The sequence below is a fragment of the Microbulbifer sp. CAU 1566 genome, assembly GCF_023156515.1.
Lineage (GTDB): Bacteria > Pseudomonadota > Gammaproteobacteria > Pseudomonadales > Cellvibrionaceae > Microbulbifer.
This window is the reverse complement of record NZ_JALNMG010000002.1, coordinates 396,712-412,837: the sequence shown is the minus strand read 5'-3', so window position 1 is coordinate 412,837 and position 16,126 is coordinate 396,712. Positions and strand designations below refer to the sequence as shown.

At 57.6% G+C, this 16,126-nt stretch carries 16 protein-coding genes; 10 read left to right on the top strand and 6 right to left on the bottom strand.

Translation table 11 applies throughout. From position 1 onward, the window contains the following. Positions 1-23 precede the first annotated feature (23 nt). The 6 genes from M0G74_RS06905 to M0G74_RS06880 all read left to right on the top strand — a co-directional run bounded on the left by M0G74_RS06905 (position 24) and on the right by M0G74_RS06880 (position 4,367). Positions 24-251 carry a SlyX family protein gene (locus tag M0G74_RS06905; RefSeq protein WP_248215772.1) on the top strand — a complete coding sequence of 76 codons (228 nt, stop codon included), beginning with the start codon at positions 24-26 and terminating at the stop codon, positions 249-251. A 670-nt stretch (positions 252-921) separates the two neighbouring features. Further along, positions 922-1,572, top strand: coding sequence for an OmpA family protein (locus tag M0G74_RS06900; protein WP_160153514.1), 651 nt, complete (start codon positions 922-924; stop codon positions 1,570-1,572). A 61-nt stretch (positions 1,573-1,633) separates the two neighbouring features. After that, positions 1,634-2,188, top strand: coding sequence for a hypothetical protein (locus tag M0G74_RS06895; RefSeq protein ID WP_248215771.1), 555 nt, complete (start codon positions 1,634-1,636; stop codon positions 2,186-2,188). 406 nt (positions 2,189-2,594) lie between these two features. Continuing rightward, on the top strand, positions 2,595-3,047 hold the full coding sequence (locus M0G74_RS06890; RefSeq protein ID WP_248215770.1) for a hypothetical protein: 453 nt from the start codon (positions 2,595-2,597) through the stop codon (positions 3,045-3,047). Positions 3,048-3,167: 120 nt separating this feature from the next. Beyond that, a complete protein-coding gene (locus M0G74_RS06885; RefSeq protein WP_160153517.1) occupies positions 3,168-3,536 on the top strand; it encodes an STAS/SEC14 domain-containing protein in 369 nt (122 codons plus the stop codon). 33 nt (positions 3,537-3,569) lie between these two features. Next, entirely contained in the window at positions 3,570-4,367 is a 798-nt protein-coding gene (locus M0G74_RS06880; RefSeq protein WP_248215769.1) for a class I SAM-dependent methyltransferase, read from the top strand. Positions 4,368-4,387: 20 nt separating this feature from the next. Here the strand turns inward: M0G74_RS06880 and M0G74_RS06875 are convergent, their stop codons facing one another. The 4 genes from M0G74_RS06875 to M0G74_RS06860 all read right to left on the bottom strand — a co-directional run bounded on the left by M0G74_RS06875 (position 4,388) and on the right by M0G74_RS06860 (position 10,769). Then, complete coding sequence (locus tag M0G74_RS06875; protein WP_248215768.1) at positions 4,388-5,773, bottom strand: L-serine ammonia-lyase; 1,386 nt, start codon at positions 5,771-5,773, stop codon at positions 4,388-4,390. 307 nt (positions 5,774-6,080) lie between these two features. Continuing rightward, positions 6,081-7,058, bottom strand: coding sequence for a tRNA 5-methoxyuridine(34)/uridine 5-oxyacetic acid(34) synthase CmoB (cmoB, locus tag M0G74_RS06870; RefSeq protein WP_248215767.1), 978 nt, complete (start codon positions 7,056-7,058; stop codon positions 6,081-6,083). A 33-nt stretch (positions 7,059-7,091) separates the two neighbouring features. Continuing rightward, positions 7,092-7,832, bottom strand: coding sequence for a carboxy-S-adenosyl-L-methionine synthase CmoA (gene cmoA, locus M0G74_RS06865; protein WP_160153521.1), 741 nt, complete (start codon positions 7,830-7,832; stop codon positions 7,092-7,094). A 24-nt stretch (positions 7,833-7,856) separates the two neighbouring features. Beyond that, the gene (locus tag M0G74_RS06860; protein WP_248215766.1) at positions 7,857-10,769 is read right to left on the bottom strand and encodes an insulinase family protein; all 2,913 of its coding nucleotides are present in this window, start codon (positions 10,767-10,769) and stop codon (positions 7,857-7,859) included. A gap of 247 nt (positions 10,770-11,016) precedes the next feature. Between M0G74_RS06860 and M0G74_RS06855 the strand changes: the two genes are divergently transcribed. Beyond that, entirely contained in the window at positions 11,017-11,730 is a 714-nt protein-coding gene (locus M0G74_RS06855; RefSeq protein WP_236250337.1) for a DUF599 domain-containing protein, read from the top strand. Positions 11,731-11,764: 34 nt separating this feature from the next. Beyond that, positions 11,765-12,559, top strand: coding sequence for a methyltransferase (locus M0G74_RS06850; RefSeq protein ID WP_248215765.1), 795 nt, complete (start codon positions 11,765-11,767; stop codon positions 12,557-12,559). Positions 12,560-12,623: 64 nt separating this feature from the next. Here the strand turns inward: M0G74_RS06850 and M0G74_RS06845 are convergent, their stop codons facing one another. Next, complete coding sequence (locus M0G74_RS06845; RefSeq protein ID WP_248216172.1) at positions 12,624-13,160, bottom strand: molecular chaperone DnaJ; 537 nt, start codon at positions 13,158-13,160, stop codon at positions 12,624-12,626. Between the two features lie 76 nt (positions 13,161-13,236). Beyond that, positions 13,237-14,502, bottom strand: a complete 1,266-nt coding sequence (locus M0G74_RS06840) for a hypothetical protein (RefSeq protein ID WP_248215764.1) — start codon at positions 14,500-14,502, stop codon at positions 13,237-13,239. Between the two features lie 299 nt (positions 14,503-14,801). Here M0G74_RS06840 and M0G74_RS06835 point away from each other — a divergent pair, with 299 nt between their 5' ends. Further along, positions 14,802-15,419: a methyltransferase domain-containing protein gene (locus tag M0G74_RS06835; RefSeq protein WP_248215763.1), complete on the top strand. Its 618-nt coding sequence runs from the start codon at positions 14,802-14,804 to the stop codon at positions 15,417-15,419. Between the two features lie 64 nt (positions 15,420-15,483). After that, positions 15,484-16,113: a peptide-methionine (S)-S-oxide reductase MsrA gene (gene msrA / locus M0G74_RS06830; RefSeq protein WP_248215762.1), complete on the top strand. Its 630-nt coding sequence runs from the start codon at positions 15,484-15,486 to the stop codon at positions 16,111-16,113. The last annotated feature ends 13 nt before the right edge of the window (positions 16,114-16,126 follow it).

Genomic DNA, 16,126 nt, shown 5'->3' with positions numbered 1-16,126 from the left:
GTTTTTTTGAGGGGAGTAGGGCCATGAGTGATGATATGCAGCAGCTCAGCGCACGGGTGGATGAACTGGAAAGCCGCCTGGCGTTCCAGGAGGATACGCTGAGCCAATTGAATGACCTGATTGCTACCCAGGATGCACAAATACGGGCACTTGTTGGTCGCTTGAAAGAAGTGTCGGAAAAGTATCAGGACCTTTCTTACGAGGTACAGAAGGGCGGCCAGCCGGCGGACGAAAAGCCGCCACATTATTGATAACAGCGATTAATAACAGCGCCAGAATGGATGGTGGCTGTCTGCCACGCTGTCACAATTTGGCTTTACACTTTCAGCGCTGCGCTTTTTTCTACGTCAATTACTGGAAAAACAGGGGATTTCGTTTTTTCTCCCCGCGTCAAGCCTTGACAAGTTTTTTTCCACATGCCGTCTGAGTTATTCCTGCTTTTTCTTTTATGACGCCCCAGTTGGTACGGAAAGTTGAAAAATTCTCTTAACGTATTGATTTATAAAGAAAAAATTTTGCAGGATAAAAAGTGCACAAATTGCTGGGAGCCAGTAGATGCGCCGCTTTAGCTGCGCTTTTTCAACTTCATTCACAAAGTTATCCACAGATCTTGTGGAAGAACCAATTACACCGAATTACAGCTATTTGAGTGGGTGATGCTCCATTGGTATGACCATCATGGAGATTGCTGCCGGCGCAGCGCGAGAGCTGGACCGGGGGAACGTAATTTGCGCCGATGGGCGCAGATGTCGAAAGCGTCAAATTTGGGAAGTGGGCCCTAGACCTATCGGGACTTTCCGCATAGTCTTCCCGCCCATGGCGAATGCGGTTCAGCTTCCAGTCAGTTTATGACAGGGATACTGCATTCAACAGAGAGCGAAATTCTCACCCGTCATCAGTAAAAGCGTTAGGAGAGGCTTAATGAAAAAGTGGGTAGCTATTCTTGCCCTGGGCTCACTGGTTGGTTGTACCACCCTGGACCCTTACACCCAGGAAAGTAAAACCAGCAATGCAGCGAAAGGCGCCGGCGCCGGTGCCGTAGCCGGTGCCATCATTGGCGCGGCAACTGCCAGCAAGAGCGACCGCAAGAAGGGCGCCATCACCGGTGCAATTGGTGGTGCAGCCATTGGCGGCGGTGTGGGTTACTACATGGATCGTCAGGAGATGGCTCTGCGCCAGCGCCTGGAAGGCAGTGGCGTACGCGTTCAGCGTGAAGGTGACAACATTCGCCTGATCATGCCGGGCAACATCACTTTCGCAACTGGCCGTTACGAAATCCGTTCCGATTTCTACGACACCCTGGATTCCGTGGTACTGGTACTGAACGAATTCGACAAAACTGCGATTCGTGTAAGCGGCCACACCGACAGCACCGGTTCTGATGTTACCAACCAGAACCTGAGTGAGCGTCGCGCCCAATCCGTCGCCAACTTCTTCACCACCCGCAGCGTTGCCGCAGGTCGTGTGCAGGCAGTGGGTTACGGTGAGCGTTACCCCATCGCTAGCAATGATTCCGACGCCGGTCGTCAGGCCAACCGTCGCGTAGAGCTGGAATTACTTCCGCTCCAGTAGCAAGATAAGAGGGCGCTTCGGCGCCCTTTTTTATTGCCGCAAGAATAAGACGGGAGAAGTTATGGCTGTTACCCATTGGGTGTATCGCAGGATGCGGGCAATGCTCATCCTGCCAGCGCTTCTGGCTGCTCCGGTATTGCATGCGCAGGAGGGCCGGGCCGACGCGGCAGTGTCACCGTTGGAGGATGGAGCCGCCGAACAGAAGCTGTCAGATGCGGCGCGAGAAGTTGGCTATACCCAAAGCCGCGAGCAGGGCGCTGAAGAAGATGCGTTTTCCCAGAAACTGGGGGTTGCGCAACTGGTTGCCAGGGTCAAGATTACCGGCGTCCATCGGATGATTGACCAGGCCCTGTCCGAGCCCGGGATGGTCGCGATTCTTGGTTATGTGTATTCCGGCGTGGCCGAGAAGGTCTGGAAGGGCGAGCCCGCCAAGCTGATTGCTTTCCGCCTGACGCTGGACCACTGCGATCGCAAGCTCAAGCGTGGCGAGCACTATGTGATCTTTGCCGAGACCGACCGCGATGGTCGCCTGCAGCTGTCCAGTTGTGAAGCGGCGGTGACCGAAGCCGATGCCCCCAACCTGCTGGTGAAATTGAACCAGTACTATCAGGGTTAGCCACACCGAATCCTCATAGTTCCCCCATCGATCAGCTACCTGTCAGTTACCTAGCAACTACCTGTCGGCTACCGATCTGCTCCGGCTCCATTCTGGACCCTCTCTAGTGCCACACAAGACTCGCTATAGATCTCCTCCAAATATGCCGGAGTCTTCATAGAACCATTAAGCCTTGAATATGGGAATATTGTTCCTTGAAGAGTGCCGATTGAAGATTATTCTTATCAGTATTGGCGCCGACTTCTTCCGCGGTTCTCTATTCTGCGAAGTTTGTTATGGCGCCAACCGGTAACGACAGGGCAAATTGGTGTCGCGCTACTGCAGTCACTACTGACCGGGCGCACAAGACAGAGGTTTGTCACCTTCGTTCTGAAACCTTCACAACTGACCAGGGGTCATTGGGTATATGAAGAAACTATTACTGCCGCTCATCATTCTGCTGCTCATCATCGGTTATTTCATGTCGCAGAAATCCAAAGACTCTGTCGACGATGCCTACGACAAAATGGAAAAACCCGGAACAGAAATGCAGCCGACAGACCCGGGTACATCACCGGATCAGTCAACGCCGCCGGATATGGATTCTGACCCGACCATGCCGCAGGAAAGCGACGATGTTGCACCAACCACGGAGGATCCCCAGTCCGGCAGCCTGATGGACGCCACCAAAGATGCGGCCAGGGACACGGGTGACGCCATCAAGGATGCCGCCGATGACGCTGGTGACGTGCTGAAAGATGCCGCTGACGATGCCGGGGATGCCCTCAAAGACGCTGGCGAAGCAACCAAAGATGCGGCCGAAGATGCGATGGACAAGCTCCGTGAGGAGAAAGACAAAATCGAGGACAAGCCTGAGTAGTAGTTACCAAAAGGCTCGAGACCGTCAAAGGCTGCGACTGGTTCGCGGCCTTTTTCTTATCTACGCTTGAATAAGTCGTTACGAGTCTATTGCGAACCTTTTGCGAATCTGTGACAAGCCATGATCGAGCACTGCTGGCATCACGACCACGATATTCTGGAGATTCGGCCCGTCGCCGAACTGAAGCCGGCGGAGTTTCGGGCATTGGCCGCGCAGGTTGACCCGGTCATCTGTCAGCACGGCTACTTGCAGGGCATGCTGATTGATGCACGGCATTTTCGCGGCTGGCAAAACTTCGCGGCTTTGGTCTCCCACTGTGTCTTTACTCGTAACCAGCATCGTCACCTGCACCGTATCGCCGTGCTCTCTGATAACCCCCTCCTGAGTTTTATGCCACAACTGCTGAACCATTTTGTCGCTGCCGAAGTGCGTCCCTTTCCCGTGGCCGATGGGGAGACCGCACTGGAATGGTTGGCGCATCCCGGGTAAATTGCCCGCTTTTACTGACGGATGCCCAATACCATGCAGTTGGCTGTTACTGCTGCGGATGAATCTTTCTCTGTGCCGGCCGAGGCCCTGGCGGAGCAATTGCAGCTCCCGTTTCTCGGCCCGGTAGCGGAAAAATTTATTGATGACGTGCCTTTCGTATTGCGCCTCGGGTCGCAGCTGCAACTGTGCGCGACCGGACGTAAGGCGCCGGGGCCGGTGGTTGTCGATTTTGTCAGTGGTGCTGCGGCGCATCGACGCAAGTTTGGTGGTGGTAAAGGTCAGCAGATTGCCAAAGCGGTCGGGGTGCGTAGCGGTTTCTATCCAGAAGTTGTGGATGCCACCGCAGGACTTGGGCGCGATGCGTTCGTGCTGGCCTCGATTGGCTGCAATGTGCGACTGCTGGAGCGCAACCCGGTGGTTTACGCGCTGCTAGAAAACGGTCTTGCCCGATTGAGAGAGGCGGCGGTAGCGGACCCCGAACTGGCTGCTGTGGCCGCGCGAATGCAACTGGAACCGCGGGTGGAAAGTGCGGCAGCCTGGCTGGCTGCGCAACCACCGGAGTCTATACCGGTGGTATACCTGGACCCCATGTTCCCGAGCAGGGAGAAGAGCGCCAAGGTCAAAAAAGAGATGGCGGCATTTCACGATCTGGTGGGGTGCGATGAAGATGCAGACTCTTTGCTGCAGCCGGCATTCGCCGCCAGTTACTACCGCACGGTGGTCAAGCGCCCTCGTATTGCGCCGGACCTTGCGGGGGAGAAGCCGAGCCTGCGCTTTGAGGGCAAGTCCGGCCGCTTCGATGTGTACACGCGCCACGGCGTTCCCGGGTAACCCGCACCCGGAGAGTGAAATCAGCAGTTAACCGCGTTGACTGCCAAGCCTCCCAGGGAGGTTTCCTTGTATTTGCTCTGCATATCGATACCGGTCTGGCGCATGGTTTCGATCACGCTGTCCAGGGGCACGATATGAGCGCCGGTTCCGCGCAGTGCCAGGCGAGCGGCATTGATCGCTTTAACCGCGCCCATGGTATTGCGCTCGATACAGGGCACCTGAACCAGGCCGCCGATAGGGTCGCAGGTCAGCCCCAGGTTGTGCTCCATGCCGATCTCCGCGGCATTCTCGATTTGCTGATTACTGCCGCCCTGGACCGCGGCAAGACCGGCAGATGCCATGGAGCAGGCCACGCCGATCTCTCCCTGGCAGCCTACCTCCGCCGCTGAAATTGACGCGTTCTTCTTGAACAGCATGCCGATGGCTCCCGCGGTGAGCAGGAATTCGACCACCTGATCCTTCAGGTCTCCATGTTGTTCCGGGTCGTGTACAAACTGCACGTAATAGGCGATGGTCGCCGGAATCACACCGGCGGCGCCGTTGGTGGGCGCAGTGACGATACGGCCTCGTGCGGCATTTTCCTCGTTGACCGCGAGGGCAAACAAACTGACCCAATCGAGAATCGCCAGCCCCTGGCGGCGCTCCTCATCGGTCTGCTTGCTGAGCTCCCGATAGTGTTCTTCCGCGCGCCGGCGCACACCCAGTCCTCCCGGCAGTACGCCACTCTGGTGGCAGCCGCGTTGAATAGAGGCATCCATCACTTCCCAAATTTGCCACAGGGCGTCTTTTACTTCCTGTTCGCTGCGGAAGGCTTTCTCATTTTCCATCGCCAGTTCGGCGATGGTCCAGCCGTGGCGCTCGCACAATGCCATCAGCTCTTCCGCCGAGGCAAAGTCATAGGGGAGCAGGGTGGCTATCTGTTCTTTTTGCTGGAAGTCCTCTTCCGACAACACAAAGCCGCCGCCAATGGAAAAATAGCTGCGCTCAAATAGCAGCTCGCCGTCGGCAAAGGCCTTGCAGGTCATGCCATTAGAGTGTTGCGGCAAAAACTCTTCTTTGTGAAACAGAAGGTCCCGCGGCTCTTCAAAATGAATGGCGCGGGTGCCGTTCAGGATCAGTTGCTGGTGTTGTTGAATGGCACTGAGGCGCCCCTCAATCGCATCGACGTCAATGGTGTCGGGTGCCTCTCCTTCGAGTCCCATCAGTACCGCCATATCGGTGCCGTGGCCAACGCCGGTCAGCGCCAGTGAACCGTAGAGATGGACTTCCACCCGGTCGGTTTTTATCAGGTCGCCGCGATCCTCCAGGTCGGTGACAAACTGGCGTGCCGCGACCATGGGGCCAACCGTGTGGGAACTGGAGGGGCCCACACCAATTTTGAAAAGCTCGAAAACACTGATGCTCATAGGGCGTTGAAGCTCTCTCGTCGATACCGCCGGGCAGGAGCGCCGGTCGCAATAAATAAGTGTAGTTTTTATAGGCTTGCCGACAGCAAATGGCGGGGCCATTACCGTGGGGGAGACACGTTCGCCGAAGGCGTCTTGCGACGCAATATGCGAGCCGGAAAACAAGATTAAATGTGGTCTCGCGGGCTGCCGGTGCAACAAATTACTAATTTGTCGCCGGCAACCGCAGGGAATTTTGCGAATGGTGGGCGGGGTTTGGTCGCAGTCGTACGGCCAATAACCGCGGCCGATTCGGTCGCTTCCGAGATCAGGCCGCGGTGGCTACCAGGGTGGCGCGCAATGGTGCCGGGTGACCCTCGATGGTCTTGCTGTGGTCCTGCGGGTCGAGAAAATCCACCAGGGATTCAAAGCGCATCCAGTCGGTGCTGCGCTGCTCTTCCAGGCGGGTGCGGTCCAGGTCTACGGTGCGCACGTCCGTGAAGCCGCTGGTACGCAACCAGCTCTCCAGGGTGGCGATGGTGGGAAAGAACCATACATTGCGCATTTTGGCGTAGCGCCCTTCGGGCACCAGGCACTCACCGGCGCCACCCTCAATGACCAGTGTCTCCAGCAATAGCTGGCCTCCGGGGCGCAGGGTTTCGCGCAATTCCCGCAGGTGGTCCAGTGGCGAGCGGCGATGGTAGAGCACCCCCATGGAAAGGGTGGTGTCAAAGGCCTGCAGGTTGGCCGGCAGCGCCTCGATACCCAGGGGCAAGACGTCGACGGGCTTTTCCAGTCCGAGGTATTTTTTCAGGGCGTAAAACTGCGCGACGAACTTGGCGGAGGGATCGATGCCGATCACCCGGCGTGCGCCGGCGCCATATTGCCGCCAGCAGTGGTAGCCGCTACCGCAGCCTACATCTAGTACCAGGCGATTGCTCAGGTCGTGCAGATGCGGCGCGACCCGGTCCCACTTCCAGTCAGAGCGCCACTCGGTATCGATGAAGATATCGAACAGGGTCCAGGGACCTTTGCGCCAGGGGTGCAACTTGCGCAGTTGCGTTTCCAGTTCTGCTAACTGCGCCGGTGTGGCATCGTCGGCACCGCCAATGCGGACTTCGCTGCCAATTTCCATGGAAGAGGGTGTGATGTCCGGCAGGGCTGCCAGCACGGCCTGCCAGTCTGCCAGGTCTCCCCAGCGCGCGGGATCCAGTCCTTCGGCGATTTGTTGCGGCAGGGTGGTGAGCCAGGGGCGCAAGGCGGGCGTGTGCTGTATGCCGGCGTAGAGCTGGGTGTAGTCGATCATCGGGCGGAAACTTTTCAGAGGGCTGCTTGCGGGTCAGCTGTCGCGCTGTTTGATGGCAATCAGCGAGGCAAAATTAAAACACTGGAACCAGACATCCACGCTGTTGAAGCCGACGTTTTTGAGGCGTGTGCGGTGGTCAAACAGGGTTTCCGGAATCAGCACGTTTTCCAGCGCGCTGCGCTTCTGGGCGATCTCCAGTGCGCTGTAGCCGTTGGCGGCCTTGAACGAGTGGTGCAGGTCGATCATCAATTCCTGGTGATCACTGTCGGAGAAGGCGACTTTCTCCGACAAAATCAGCACGCCGCCGGGACGCAGGCCATCGTAGATTTTTTGCAGTATCTGTTCGCGCTCGCTGGTAGCAATGAATTGCAGGGTGAAGTTCAGCACGACCACCGAGGCGTTTTCGATCGCGATGTTTTGCAGATCGTCACACACCAGCTGTACCGGAACCTGGCCACTGTCTGCGGCCAGTACCGTGCGTGCTCGCTCAATCATGGCCGGGGAATTGTCCACGGCAATGATTTCACAATCGGCAGCCGGAATCCGGTGGCGCATGGCGAGGGTGGCAGCGCCAAGGGAGCTGCCAAGGTCGTAACAACGGCTGCCGGCCTGAGCGAAACGCTCTGCCAGGGTACCAATCATCGCCACGATGGTGGTGTAGCCCGGGACTGATCGTTGGATCATATCCGGGAATACTTCCACCACCGACTGGTCAAAACTGAAGCCGGCGACCTGTCCCAGGGGCTTGGCAAAAATATCGTCTTTTTTGCTCATGGCTGTCTCTTCACACCGATTCCCTTAGAGCTTCTCTTCGTGCAGGTCCAGCGCCAGGCCTGCTTCGCGTCCCTGACTGCCGGTGACTATGGCAGTACTGGCTTTTTCTGGCTGCAGATAGGTTTTGCCCACTCGCTGCAGGTCTTCCAGGGTGACCTGGGTGACCTTTTTGCGAAACGCCTGGCGCACGGCGTGAGTGCGACCGTAGAGGTTGGAGTGGAAGGCTTTTTTCGCCTCGCCGGCGGGGGAGCCGGGCTTGTCCATACCGCCAACGACGCCGAGGATGGATTCTTCCACCTGCGACTCCTCGTGGGTTTCGTTCAGCAGCCAGTCGATGGACGCATCGAAGTCCTTGAGGGTTTCACCCATGCGCGGGTCGCGGTAGGAATAGAAGCGGAAAGCGCCAATGTTGACATCGTGGCTGGCGCCGCCACCGTAGGCGCCGCCCTGTTCGCGAATGGTGCGATGCAGGTAACCGTTGCGCAGGAATCCGCCCAGTACCGCCAGCGCAGGCGCATCCTCGTGGGACATGGACACCGTGGGGTAGGCCTTGGCACAGAAGTTGACCTGGCTGTTGGCAATCCACACTTCCTGGACTTTGCGCGGGGTAAAGGGTTCGTCCTGTGCCGGTGCATTGGCCGCGGCCTCATTGGCCAGCGGTGCCAGAGCACCGGTGAATTCTGCCAGCTTGTCTTCTTCACCCACCACCAGGAACTGGCGTTTGGCACCGAGGATTTTCTGGTGAATGCTATTGAAGGTGCCCGCCAGGGATTCCAGGCCGGCGTTGTTGTCGAGGCTCTTCACCAGGGCGCGCAACTGTCGTAATCCCAGCAGGCCGCCAAACTCGTGGCCATCGGCGGCGGCACGGTTGAAGCCGGCGCTGGCGGCGGCCATGGCCAGGGCGTGTCCGCTGCCGACCACAGACTGCTCGCGACGGGCGAGGGTTTGCAGCAGCAGTTCTTTAATGCGCGGTAATTCGTCGAAGCGCACCTGTTCCATGGTGGCCTGCATCAGTTCGGTCAGTGCCGCCTGGTTGGCCGACAGGGCTTTACCAGACAGGATGAAGTGGCCGGACTGGCTGTGCAGGTCGTCGAGGGCGGTGCGGTGGCTGGTAAAGCCATGCAAAGAGCCGGCGACGGCCGCCTGCCACTGCTGCACCTCAAGATAGTTTTTGTCGCCAAGGCCCAGCTCGCTCAGGGTCTGGCAGTAGTAGGGCAGCAGTATGCGCTCTTCGTCATTGAAGTCCGGCAGGGTCGTAACCAGCTGCTGGTATACCAGCCCGTTGGTGCCGGCGCTGTAGCGGGTGACTTTGCTGTGATTCAGCTGGACTTCTTCGCCTTCCACTTTTGGCAGCTCGGCGGGAATGTCCTCCACACCGACCTTGGGCAGGATGGATTCGTCGTCCTTGCGCTGCTGGCGCTCTGCCAGCGCTTTGGCGGTCTGGACGATCTGCTGTTTCTCGCCGTCGCTCAGCTTGGATTTGATCTCTGCCAGGCGGGCTTTTTCTGCTTTTTCGGCGCGGCTGGACATTTCCGCATCCGGCGACAGTACCAGGCGCACCCGGTGCTGGTTTTCCAGCAGCAGCTGACGCGCGGCATTGGCAATGAATTTCGGATCCTTGATCTGTTCGCGCAGTTTTTCCAGCGCGGCGTCGATATTGAGCAGGCCGATGGCGTCGCCGCGGTGGGTGGCGCCGGTCAGTGCGGTGAGAATCAGCTGCAGGCCGTAAGGGTAACCGTCGCCGCCAATTTCCCGCTGCTGTAATTCCAGCTGGTGCAGGGCCGCGGAAACCTGTTCGTAGGGCACGCCGTTTTCGGCCACTTCTTCGAGCACCTTGAGTACCTGTTGCTCCAGTGCGTCAGCGCGCTCCCTTTCACTGCCTTCGATACCGCACACGAACACCAGTTCGCGCTGGGAATCGTCGAGGCCGCACAGGGGGGAGGGGGATTGGCCCAGTTCGGTGGTTTCCAGCAGGTGCATCAGCGGCGATGCGCTGTTGTCCAGCAATACACCGGAGAGCAGGTGCGCGGTCAGCGCCTGTTCCAGATCGGTCACGTCGCCCAGCAACCAGCCCAGGACGATGTGGGTTTTCTCTTCCAGGCTTTCTTCGCCGGAGAGGGGGTATTTTTCTTCGACGCGCACCGGCGCCACATAGAGCTTTTCACGGCCGACTTCGATGGTTTTGTGCAGCGGGTCGAACTTGTGCAGGGCTTTTTCTTCAAATATCGCCTGGTGCTCAGCCGCCTCAATATTGCCGAAGGTCATGAAAATGGCATTGCTGGGGTGGTAGTGCGTGCGGTAGAAATCCACCAGCTCCTCGTAGCTGAGGTCCGGGATGTCGGCAGGCTCACCACCGGAATTGAAGTGGTAAGTCGTGGTGGGGAACAGGTATTTGCTCAGGCCCTGCCACAGCTGGGAGGTCACCGAGCTCATGGCACCTTTCATTTCATTGAACACCACACCCTTGAAGACCAGCTCGCTCTCGGGGTTTTCGGTTTCTGCAAATTCCAGGCGATGACCTTCCTGGGCAAAATCCAGCGGGTCCAGGCGGGCGAAAAATACCGCGTCCAGGTAAACATCCAGCAGGTTATCGAAGTCTTTGCGGTTCTGGCTGGCAAAGGGGTAGGCGGTCCAGTCGGAACTGGTAAAGGCGTTCATAAAGGTATTCAGCGAGCGCCGAATCATCATAAAGAAGGGATCGCGCACCGGGTACTTGTCACTGCCGCACAGGGCGGTGTGCTCAAGGATATGGGCGACACCGGTGGAGTCTTCCGGTACCGTGCGCAGGGCAACCAGAAAGACGTTTTCCGGGTTGTCTGCGGCGATATGCAGGTGCTGGGCGCCGGTGCGGCGGTGGCGGTACTCTTCCACGCGAACGCCGAGGGATTCGATCTCGGCACTGGTAATCGGTTCGAATGCGGGGTGTACGTTGCTCAAAAGACAGCTCCAATCGGTAAGTTGCGGTTGCCTCGGTGCTCGACCGGGGTGGCCGGATCCAGCAGCGTGCAAAATCGGCGGCCATTTTAGCGCTCCGAGACACCGAAATGACAGGGTTGACAGGAGAGTGTTGACACCCTCGTCATCGGTGCGAAACTTCACGAAGTGTTGGCTGGCGAATTGCGGCGCTTGGCCTTATTCAAATTGTTCATTGACGCCATAAATGTAGTCGAAAGGGGGTTGTGCGTTGAACTGGTTGGATTTCGCGAGCTTGGGGGGCTTTTGCCTGACCTGGGCCGGTTATACGGTATTTGCCCGTCGCAAGGCGAAGACCGCCTGGTGCCTGGCCTCGTCCATGCAATGGTACCGGGTTGAGTGGATGCTGCGGATGCTGGAGCGGGATATGCGCATGCCGGATGCGGCCATCCTCAGTAACCTGGAGCGGGTCATCGGCTTTTTTGCCTCCACCAGCATCCTGATTCTCGCCGGTCTGGTGACCGCACTGTCTGCCAATAATGCCGCTGTCGAAGTATTGAGCAGCTTACCTTTTGCACAAACCACCACGGTTGAGCAGTTTGAGCTCAAGGTAATGGTGCTGATCCTGATCTACATCTTTGCGTTCTTTAACTTCACCTGGTCGCTGCGCCAGTACTCTTTCGCCAATGTGCTGTTGGGGGCCGCGCCGGCAATCGACGAGGAAGACGTTACCCGCGAAGAGCGCCGCCGCTACGCCATCAGCGCCGCCAAGGTGATCGACCAGGCGGGGCACAGCTACAACTACGGGCTGCGCTGCTTTTATTTCTCCATGGCGGTCATGGGGTGGTTCGTGCATCCGTTGCTGTTTGTTTTCGGGTTTCTGACCGTTGTCTGGGTGCTGTACATGCGAGAATTCCGCTCCCGTACATTACAGGTGATTCTGGCGGCAGAGGGCCGCTCGCTGGATCAGGTCAGAGATAAATAGCGGGTGCTTGTGGTGAATCTGGGATTTTGGCTTTGTGAGCGATTGCAAAATGGGTGATCGCAATTTTGATGATCTCGCGGAGCGATTTAAAAAACGTATTTACGGCGGACTGAAGGGCGAAATACGCCTGGCCGTGTTAAACCGGGACCTGGCTCCGCAATTGGACTCTCCGGCGGCAGAATTGACCGTGGTGGATGCCGGTGGCGGCCAAGGTCAGTTTGCGCTGGATCTGGCGGCAAGCGGCCACAAGGTATGGATCACCGACATCTCCCGGAATATGTTGGATCTCGCTGCTGTGCAAGTGGCGGAGCGGGGGCTGGAACAGCGGGTACAACTCGCCCAGTTGCCGCTTCAGGGACTGCGAACGGATCCTGGCATTCCTGCGGCGGACCTGCTGCTGTGCCATGCGGTGCTCGAATGGCTGGAGCAGCCACAGCAGGCCCTGGTGCACCTGGCTGACGGTTTGAAGCCCGGGGGCTATCTTTCCCTGACGTTTTACAATCGCCGGGCCCTGGAGTTCAGGTTGTTACAGCGGGGGAGCCTGCGGCAACTGGATCGCAATCGGGAGAGTGGCGATTGGGGTGGGCATCCCGGGAGCCTGACACCAAAGAACCCTTTACTGCCTGAAGAGGTGATGGACTGGGTGGCGCAGGCGGGACTGTCGCTCATCGCCCACAGCGGTATCCGCTGCTTCCACGATTTCATGACCCCGGAAATGCGCGACAAGTTGCCGCCGGCAGCCATAGTGGAAAAGGAGTTGGACTATTCTCGGGTGGATCCCTACCGACAACTGGCGCGCTATGTGCACTTGCTTTGCCGGAGGCCTTAAGGGAGTGTCGAAGACCTTAAGGGAATGCCGAAGACCTTAGCGGTACCCAAGGCCTCAAGATCCCTCAGTCCAGCTGTTTCAGTAACAGCGCCTTGGCGGCATTGATGCGCGCAGCCAGGTAATCATTGCCGCCGCGATCCGGGTGAAACTTCTGGATCAGCTTGCGGTGGGCGCCGATGATTTCATCACGGCCGGCAGTGGCGGATACATTCAGAATCTTGCGCGCTTCCTCGATGGTGAGTTGTGGCCCGTGGGCAGCATTATCGGCATGCCCATCTGTCTGATTGTGTGCTGACTGCTGTTTTTTTGTTTTTTCCCTTTCCTTGTCGGCCTTGGCCTGCGCGTGTTTGGCGATCAGCGGGGCAATCCAGGGCAGGTGGCGGCCGAAGGTGCGCCACAGGCGATTGAGAATTGGCAGCACCACCGCGATGGCGGCGCCCACCCAATGCAAACGGCCAGTGATGGCCAGCAACACGGCAGCTAGGGCCAGTGCGATCAATACCCACTGAATGATGAGTTTGCGCCGGCGTTCCGGCGGGCTGAATTTGAATTGCTGGATTGCCAGCCAGGCAAAGATGCCGACGGCAATCAGTAAGATCATGCGACCCAAGGTGTGCAGCTCCCCGGTGGAAAAAATACTCAGGCAGCAAGACTAACAGAACCCGACCAGATGTCGATTAGATGTCAATACGAATGCCCACTGCCACGAAATCATCGACAAATTCCGGAGCGACTTCGTTGCTGCCATCGAACGCATTTTCCATATAGATGCGCACCCGTTCGTTCCAGCGATACTGAAACCCCAGGAAATGCAGGGCCAGTTTGAATCTGTCTCCCTCTACAAGTGCCGCCTCAAATCCCGGATCATCGGAAACCAGATAGTTGTGGCCGGCGTATACGGAATAGCAGTTGTCGGTACCCCAGGTGTAGCTGAAAAAGGACTCGGACCCTTTGGCGTCAAAAAAATTGGTGATTCCTTCCACCGAGCCTGGAGGTGCCAGCTCGTTATTTTGTGAGCGCTGGAATACCACTGCACCGTAAAAGCCCTTGGCGAACGCCTCTTTGCCGTAGTAAGCGCCGATTGCGCTGGTCCAGTCGTTACTGCTGGCATTGAAGGCAAACTGGTTGTCGATCAATACGGGTTCGTTGCCGCTGGTATCGAAGATGAGACCATCTTCGCTCTGAATATCCAATTTGACCCGATTGTAGGCGGCCCCTAAAAACAAGCCATCGCCAATATCAGCCCGGTAGACCGCAGAAATTCCGTGGCTGATACCGTATTCGCAATCCCCGGGAGGGCATATCAACACGGTATCCGGTCCTGCGATATCCGTGACTTCGATTTCCAGATCGGCGACATGGGACGCATACTGCAGGGCGATCTGAAATTCACCGGCGTCGAATTTCCATTTCTTGCGCCAAGAAAGCGCGCTATCGGCCCGGCCACTTCCGGTTACCCCACCGTCGGTGCCCAGTGCATAGGTGCCACTGGCAAGGCCACCCGAAACGTTGTACCAGTCGGTGATATAGGTGACTTCGTAGTAAACCCCCCATTGCTTGCCGGCTGCGAAATCCCCCCATTTGGGGTGTTTGGCAAAGAGGTGGCCCTGGCGCAGATAGATAGAGTCGCCCCTGTCGCCGGGGGCTGCCTGTTGATCCCCCTGAATGACCAGGTTTTGCGCGGAGGAGATGGCATTTACCCCCCACTCGACGTTGAACCCGGTGTCCCAGGCATCGTATGCCGGTACATTCAATCCGAAGCGGTAACGTGAGGCGCCGTTCTGCATTTGGGTGTCGCCCATGGTGTTCACCATGTGCGCGGTAAAGTAGCCCTCCATATAGAGGGTTACCTGGTTCGACTGGTAAATAGGTACTGCACCTGCGCCGGACGCCATTGCAACAAGGGATGCCGCCAACGAAGATTGCCAGGCATTTATTCTCATGCTCAGATCTCTCGTCTGTCCTCTTCAATGGCCCTGTACAGCACCAGAGCCATTGAGCCGTTTTTGGCTCTTTTGCAAAAGTAGTCCAGTTGGCTGAAGAGACCCTCGGGAATCGGTACACTGGGAATAATTGGCAGTGGCTACATTTTTTTCGTCGAAAATTACGCAGCAGGTGTGATGGAGTCTATTTTGACTTCTGTTGGAAAATTTTTGTGGCCACCCTGTAAGCGGTTGGATAGATAGAAATCGATTTGCAACATCGGACCTCGAAAACCAGATCACAGAAGGGGAGCAACACCTTGGCAGAAAGCAACTCTCTCAGTCGTCGTATGTTTGGATTAACCGTTCGTAAAAATGCGCACCCGGATATGCGCAAATTACGTCGCGAGGCGGGAGATGCAAGCTTGCACGGGAACAAGTTCTGGAAGAGTTCCTGCCTGACCATGGACTACCTGCAAAAGCATCCCCTGAAGAAAGGGGCCAGAGTGCTGGACCTGGGGTGCGGCTGGGGACTCGGCGGGATTTTCTGTGCCAAAGAGTTTGATGCCCGGGTAACGTCCCTCGACGCGGATCCCAGTGTGTTTCCGTTTGCCGAGTACCATGCCGCGCTCAATGATGTCGCCATCACCACCTGGCGTTGTCGCTATGAGAAGGTCACAGAAACCGCATTGCGTGAGTTTGATGCCATCATCGGGACCGATATCTGCTTCTGGGACAAGCTTGAGGGGCCACTCTACAATCTCACCCGGCGCGCGCTGAAGGCCGGGGTAGGGCGGGTATTGCTGGTGGATCCGGGCCGCCCGCCTTTTCGTCGCCTGGCGGAACGGGCGGCAGAAAAGCTCGACGCGGAATACGGTGAGTGGCAGACTCAGCGCCCGATGAAGGCGACAGGCTGCATCATGTTGGCTGGCAGCTAGGTCGTTAGCCGGACCGGTGCTAATGGCTGGCAGGTACTCAGCAGGTACTTAAGAGGTATATTTCATGCATTACGACAAAACCCAGATTCCCTCCGCTGACCAGGCATTACCGGGACGCGCCGAGCCCATGCCCATCAGCGGCAAGCATTTTGTTTCCGGTCATGCCATGGTGGGGCCATTTCCTGAAGGCCTGGAGCAGGCAATCTTCGGGATGGGCTGTTTCTGGGGGGCGGAGCGCCTCTTCTGGGAAATCGATGGTGTCTATGTCACCGCGGTAGGCTACGCCGGCGGGCACACTCCGAACCCTAATTACCGTGAAGTTTGCAGTGGTGGTACCGGCCATGCGGAAGTGGTGCTGGTGGTTTTTGACCCGCAAGTGGTGAGCTATCACGAGCTGCTGCGCCGCTTCTGGGAAGAGCATGACCCCACCCAGGGGATGCGCCAGGGTAACGACCTGGGCACCCAGTACCGCTCTTGTATTTATACCTGCACTGAGGCGCAACTGGCCGAGGCTCGCGAATCCGAGCAGGCGTTCCAGCAGGCGCTAGGTGAGAAGGGGTTTGGTGCCATTACCACTGAGGTCTGCCCGGCACCGAAATTCTATTATGCGGAGGAAGATCACCAGCAGTACCTGGCGAAAAACCCTGCGGGCTATTGCGGCCTCGCGGGCACAGGCGCCTGTCTGCTGCGCTAATTCTTCTTGGCAG

Excerpts from the sequence above, each read along its gene's own strand:
- cmoA (WP_160153521.1), bottom strand. The coding sequence starts at position 7,832 with ATGAGCAAAAAAGACGATATTTTTGCCAAGCCCCTGGGACAGGTCGCC.
- M0G74_RS06875 (WP_248215768.1), bottom strand. The coding sequence starts at position 5,773 with ATGAGCATCAGTGTTTTCGAGCTTTTCAAAATTGGTGTGGGCCCCTCC.
- M0G74_RS06885 (WP_160153517.1), top strand. The coding sequence starts at position 3,168 with ATGATCGAGCACTGCTGGCATCACGACCACGATATTCTGGAGATTCGG.
- M0G74_RS06845 (WP_248216172.1), bottom strand. The coding sequence starts at position 13,160 with ATGATCTTACTGATTGCCGTCGGCATCTTTGCCTGGCTGGCAATCCAG.
- msrA (WP_248215762.1), top strand. The coding sequence starts at position 15,484 with ATGCATTACGACAAAACCCAGATTCCCTCCGCTGACCAGGCATTACCG.
- M0G74_RS06840 (WP_248215764.1), bottom strand. The coding sequence starts at position 14,502 with ATGAGAATAAATGCCTGGCAATCTTCGTTGGCGGCATCCCTTGTTGCA.
- M0G74_RS06900 (WP_160153514.1), top strand. The coding sequence starts at position 922 with ATGAAAAAGTGGGTAGCTATTCTTGCCCTGGGCTCACTGGTTGGTTGT.
- M0G74_RS06905 (WP_248215772.1), top strand. The coding sequence starts at position 24 with ATGAGTGATGATATGCAGCAGCTCAGCGCACGGGTGGATGAACTGGAA.
- M0G74_RS06895 (WP_248215771.1), top strand. The coding sequence starts at position 1,634 with ATGGCTGTTACCCATTGGGTGTATCGCAGGATGCGGGCAATGCTCATC.
- M0G74_RS06890 (WP_248215770.1), top strand. The coding sequence starts at position 2,595 with ATGAAGAAACTATTACTGCCGCTCATCATTCTGCTGCTCATCATCGGT.
- M0G74_RS06880 (WP_248215769.1), top strand. The coding sequence starts at position 3,570 with ATGCAGTTGGCTGTTACTGCTGCGGATGAATCTTTCTCTGTGCCGGCC.
- cmoB (WP_248215767.1), bottom strand. The coding sequence starts at position 7,058 with ATGATCGACTACACCCAGCTCTACGCCGGCATACAGCACACGCCCGCC.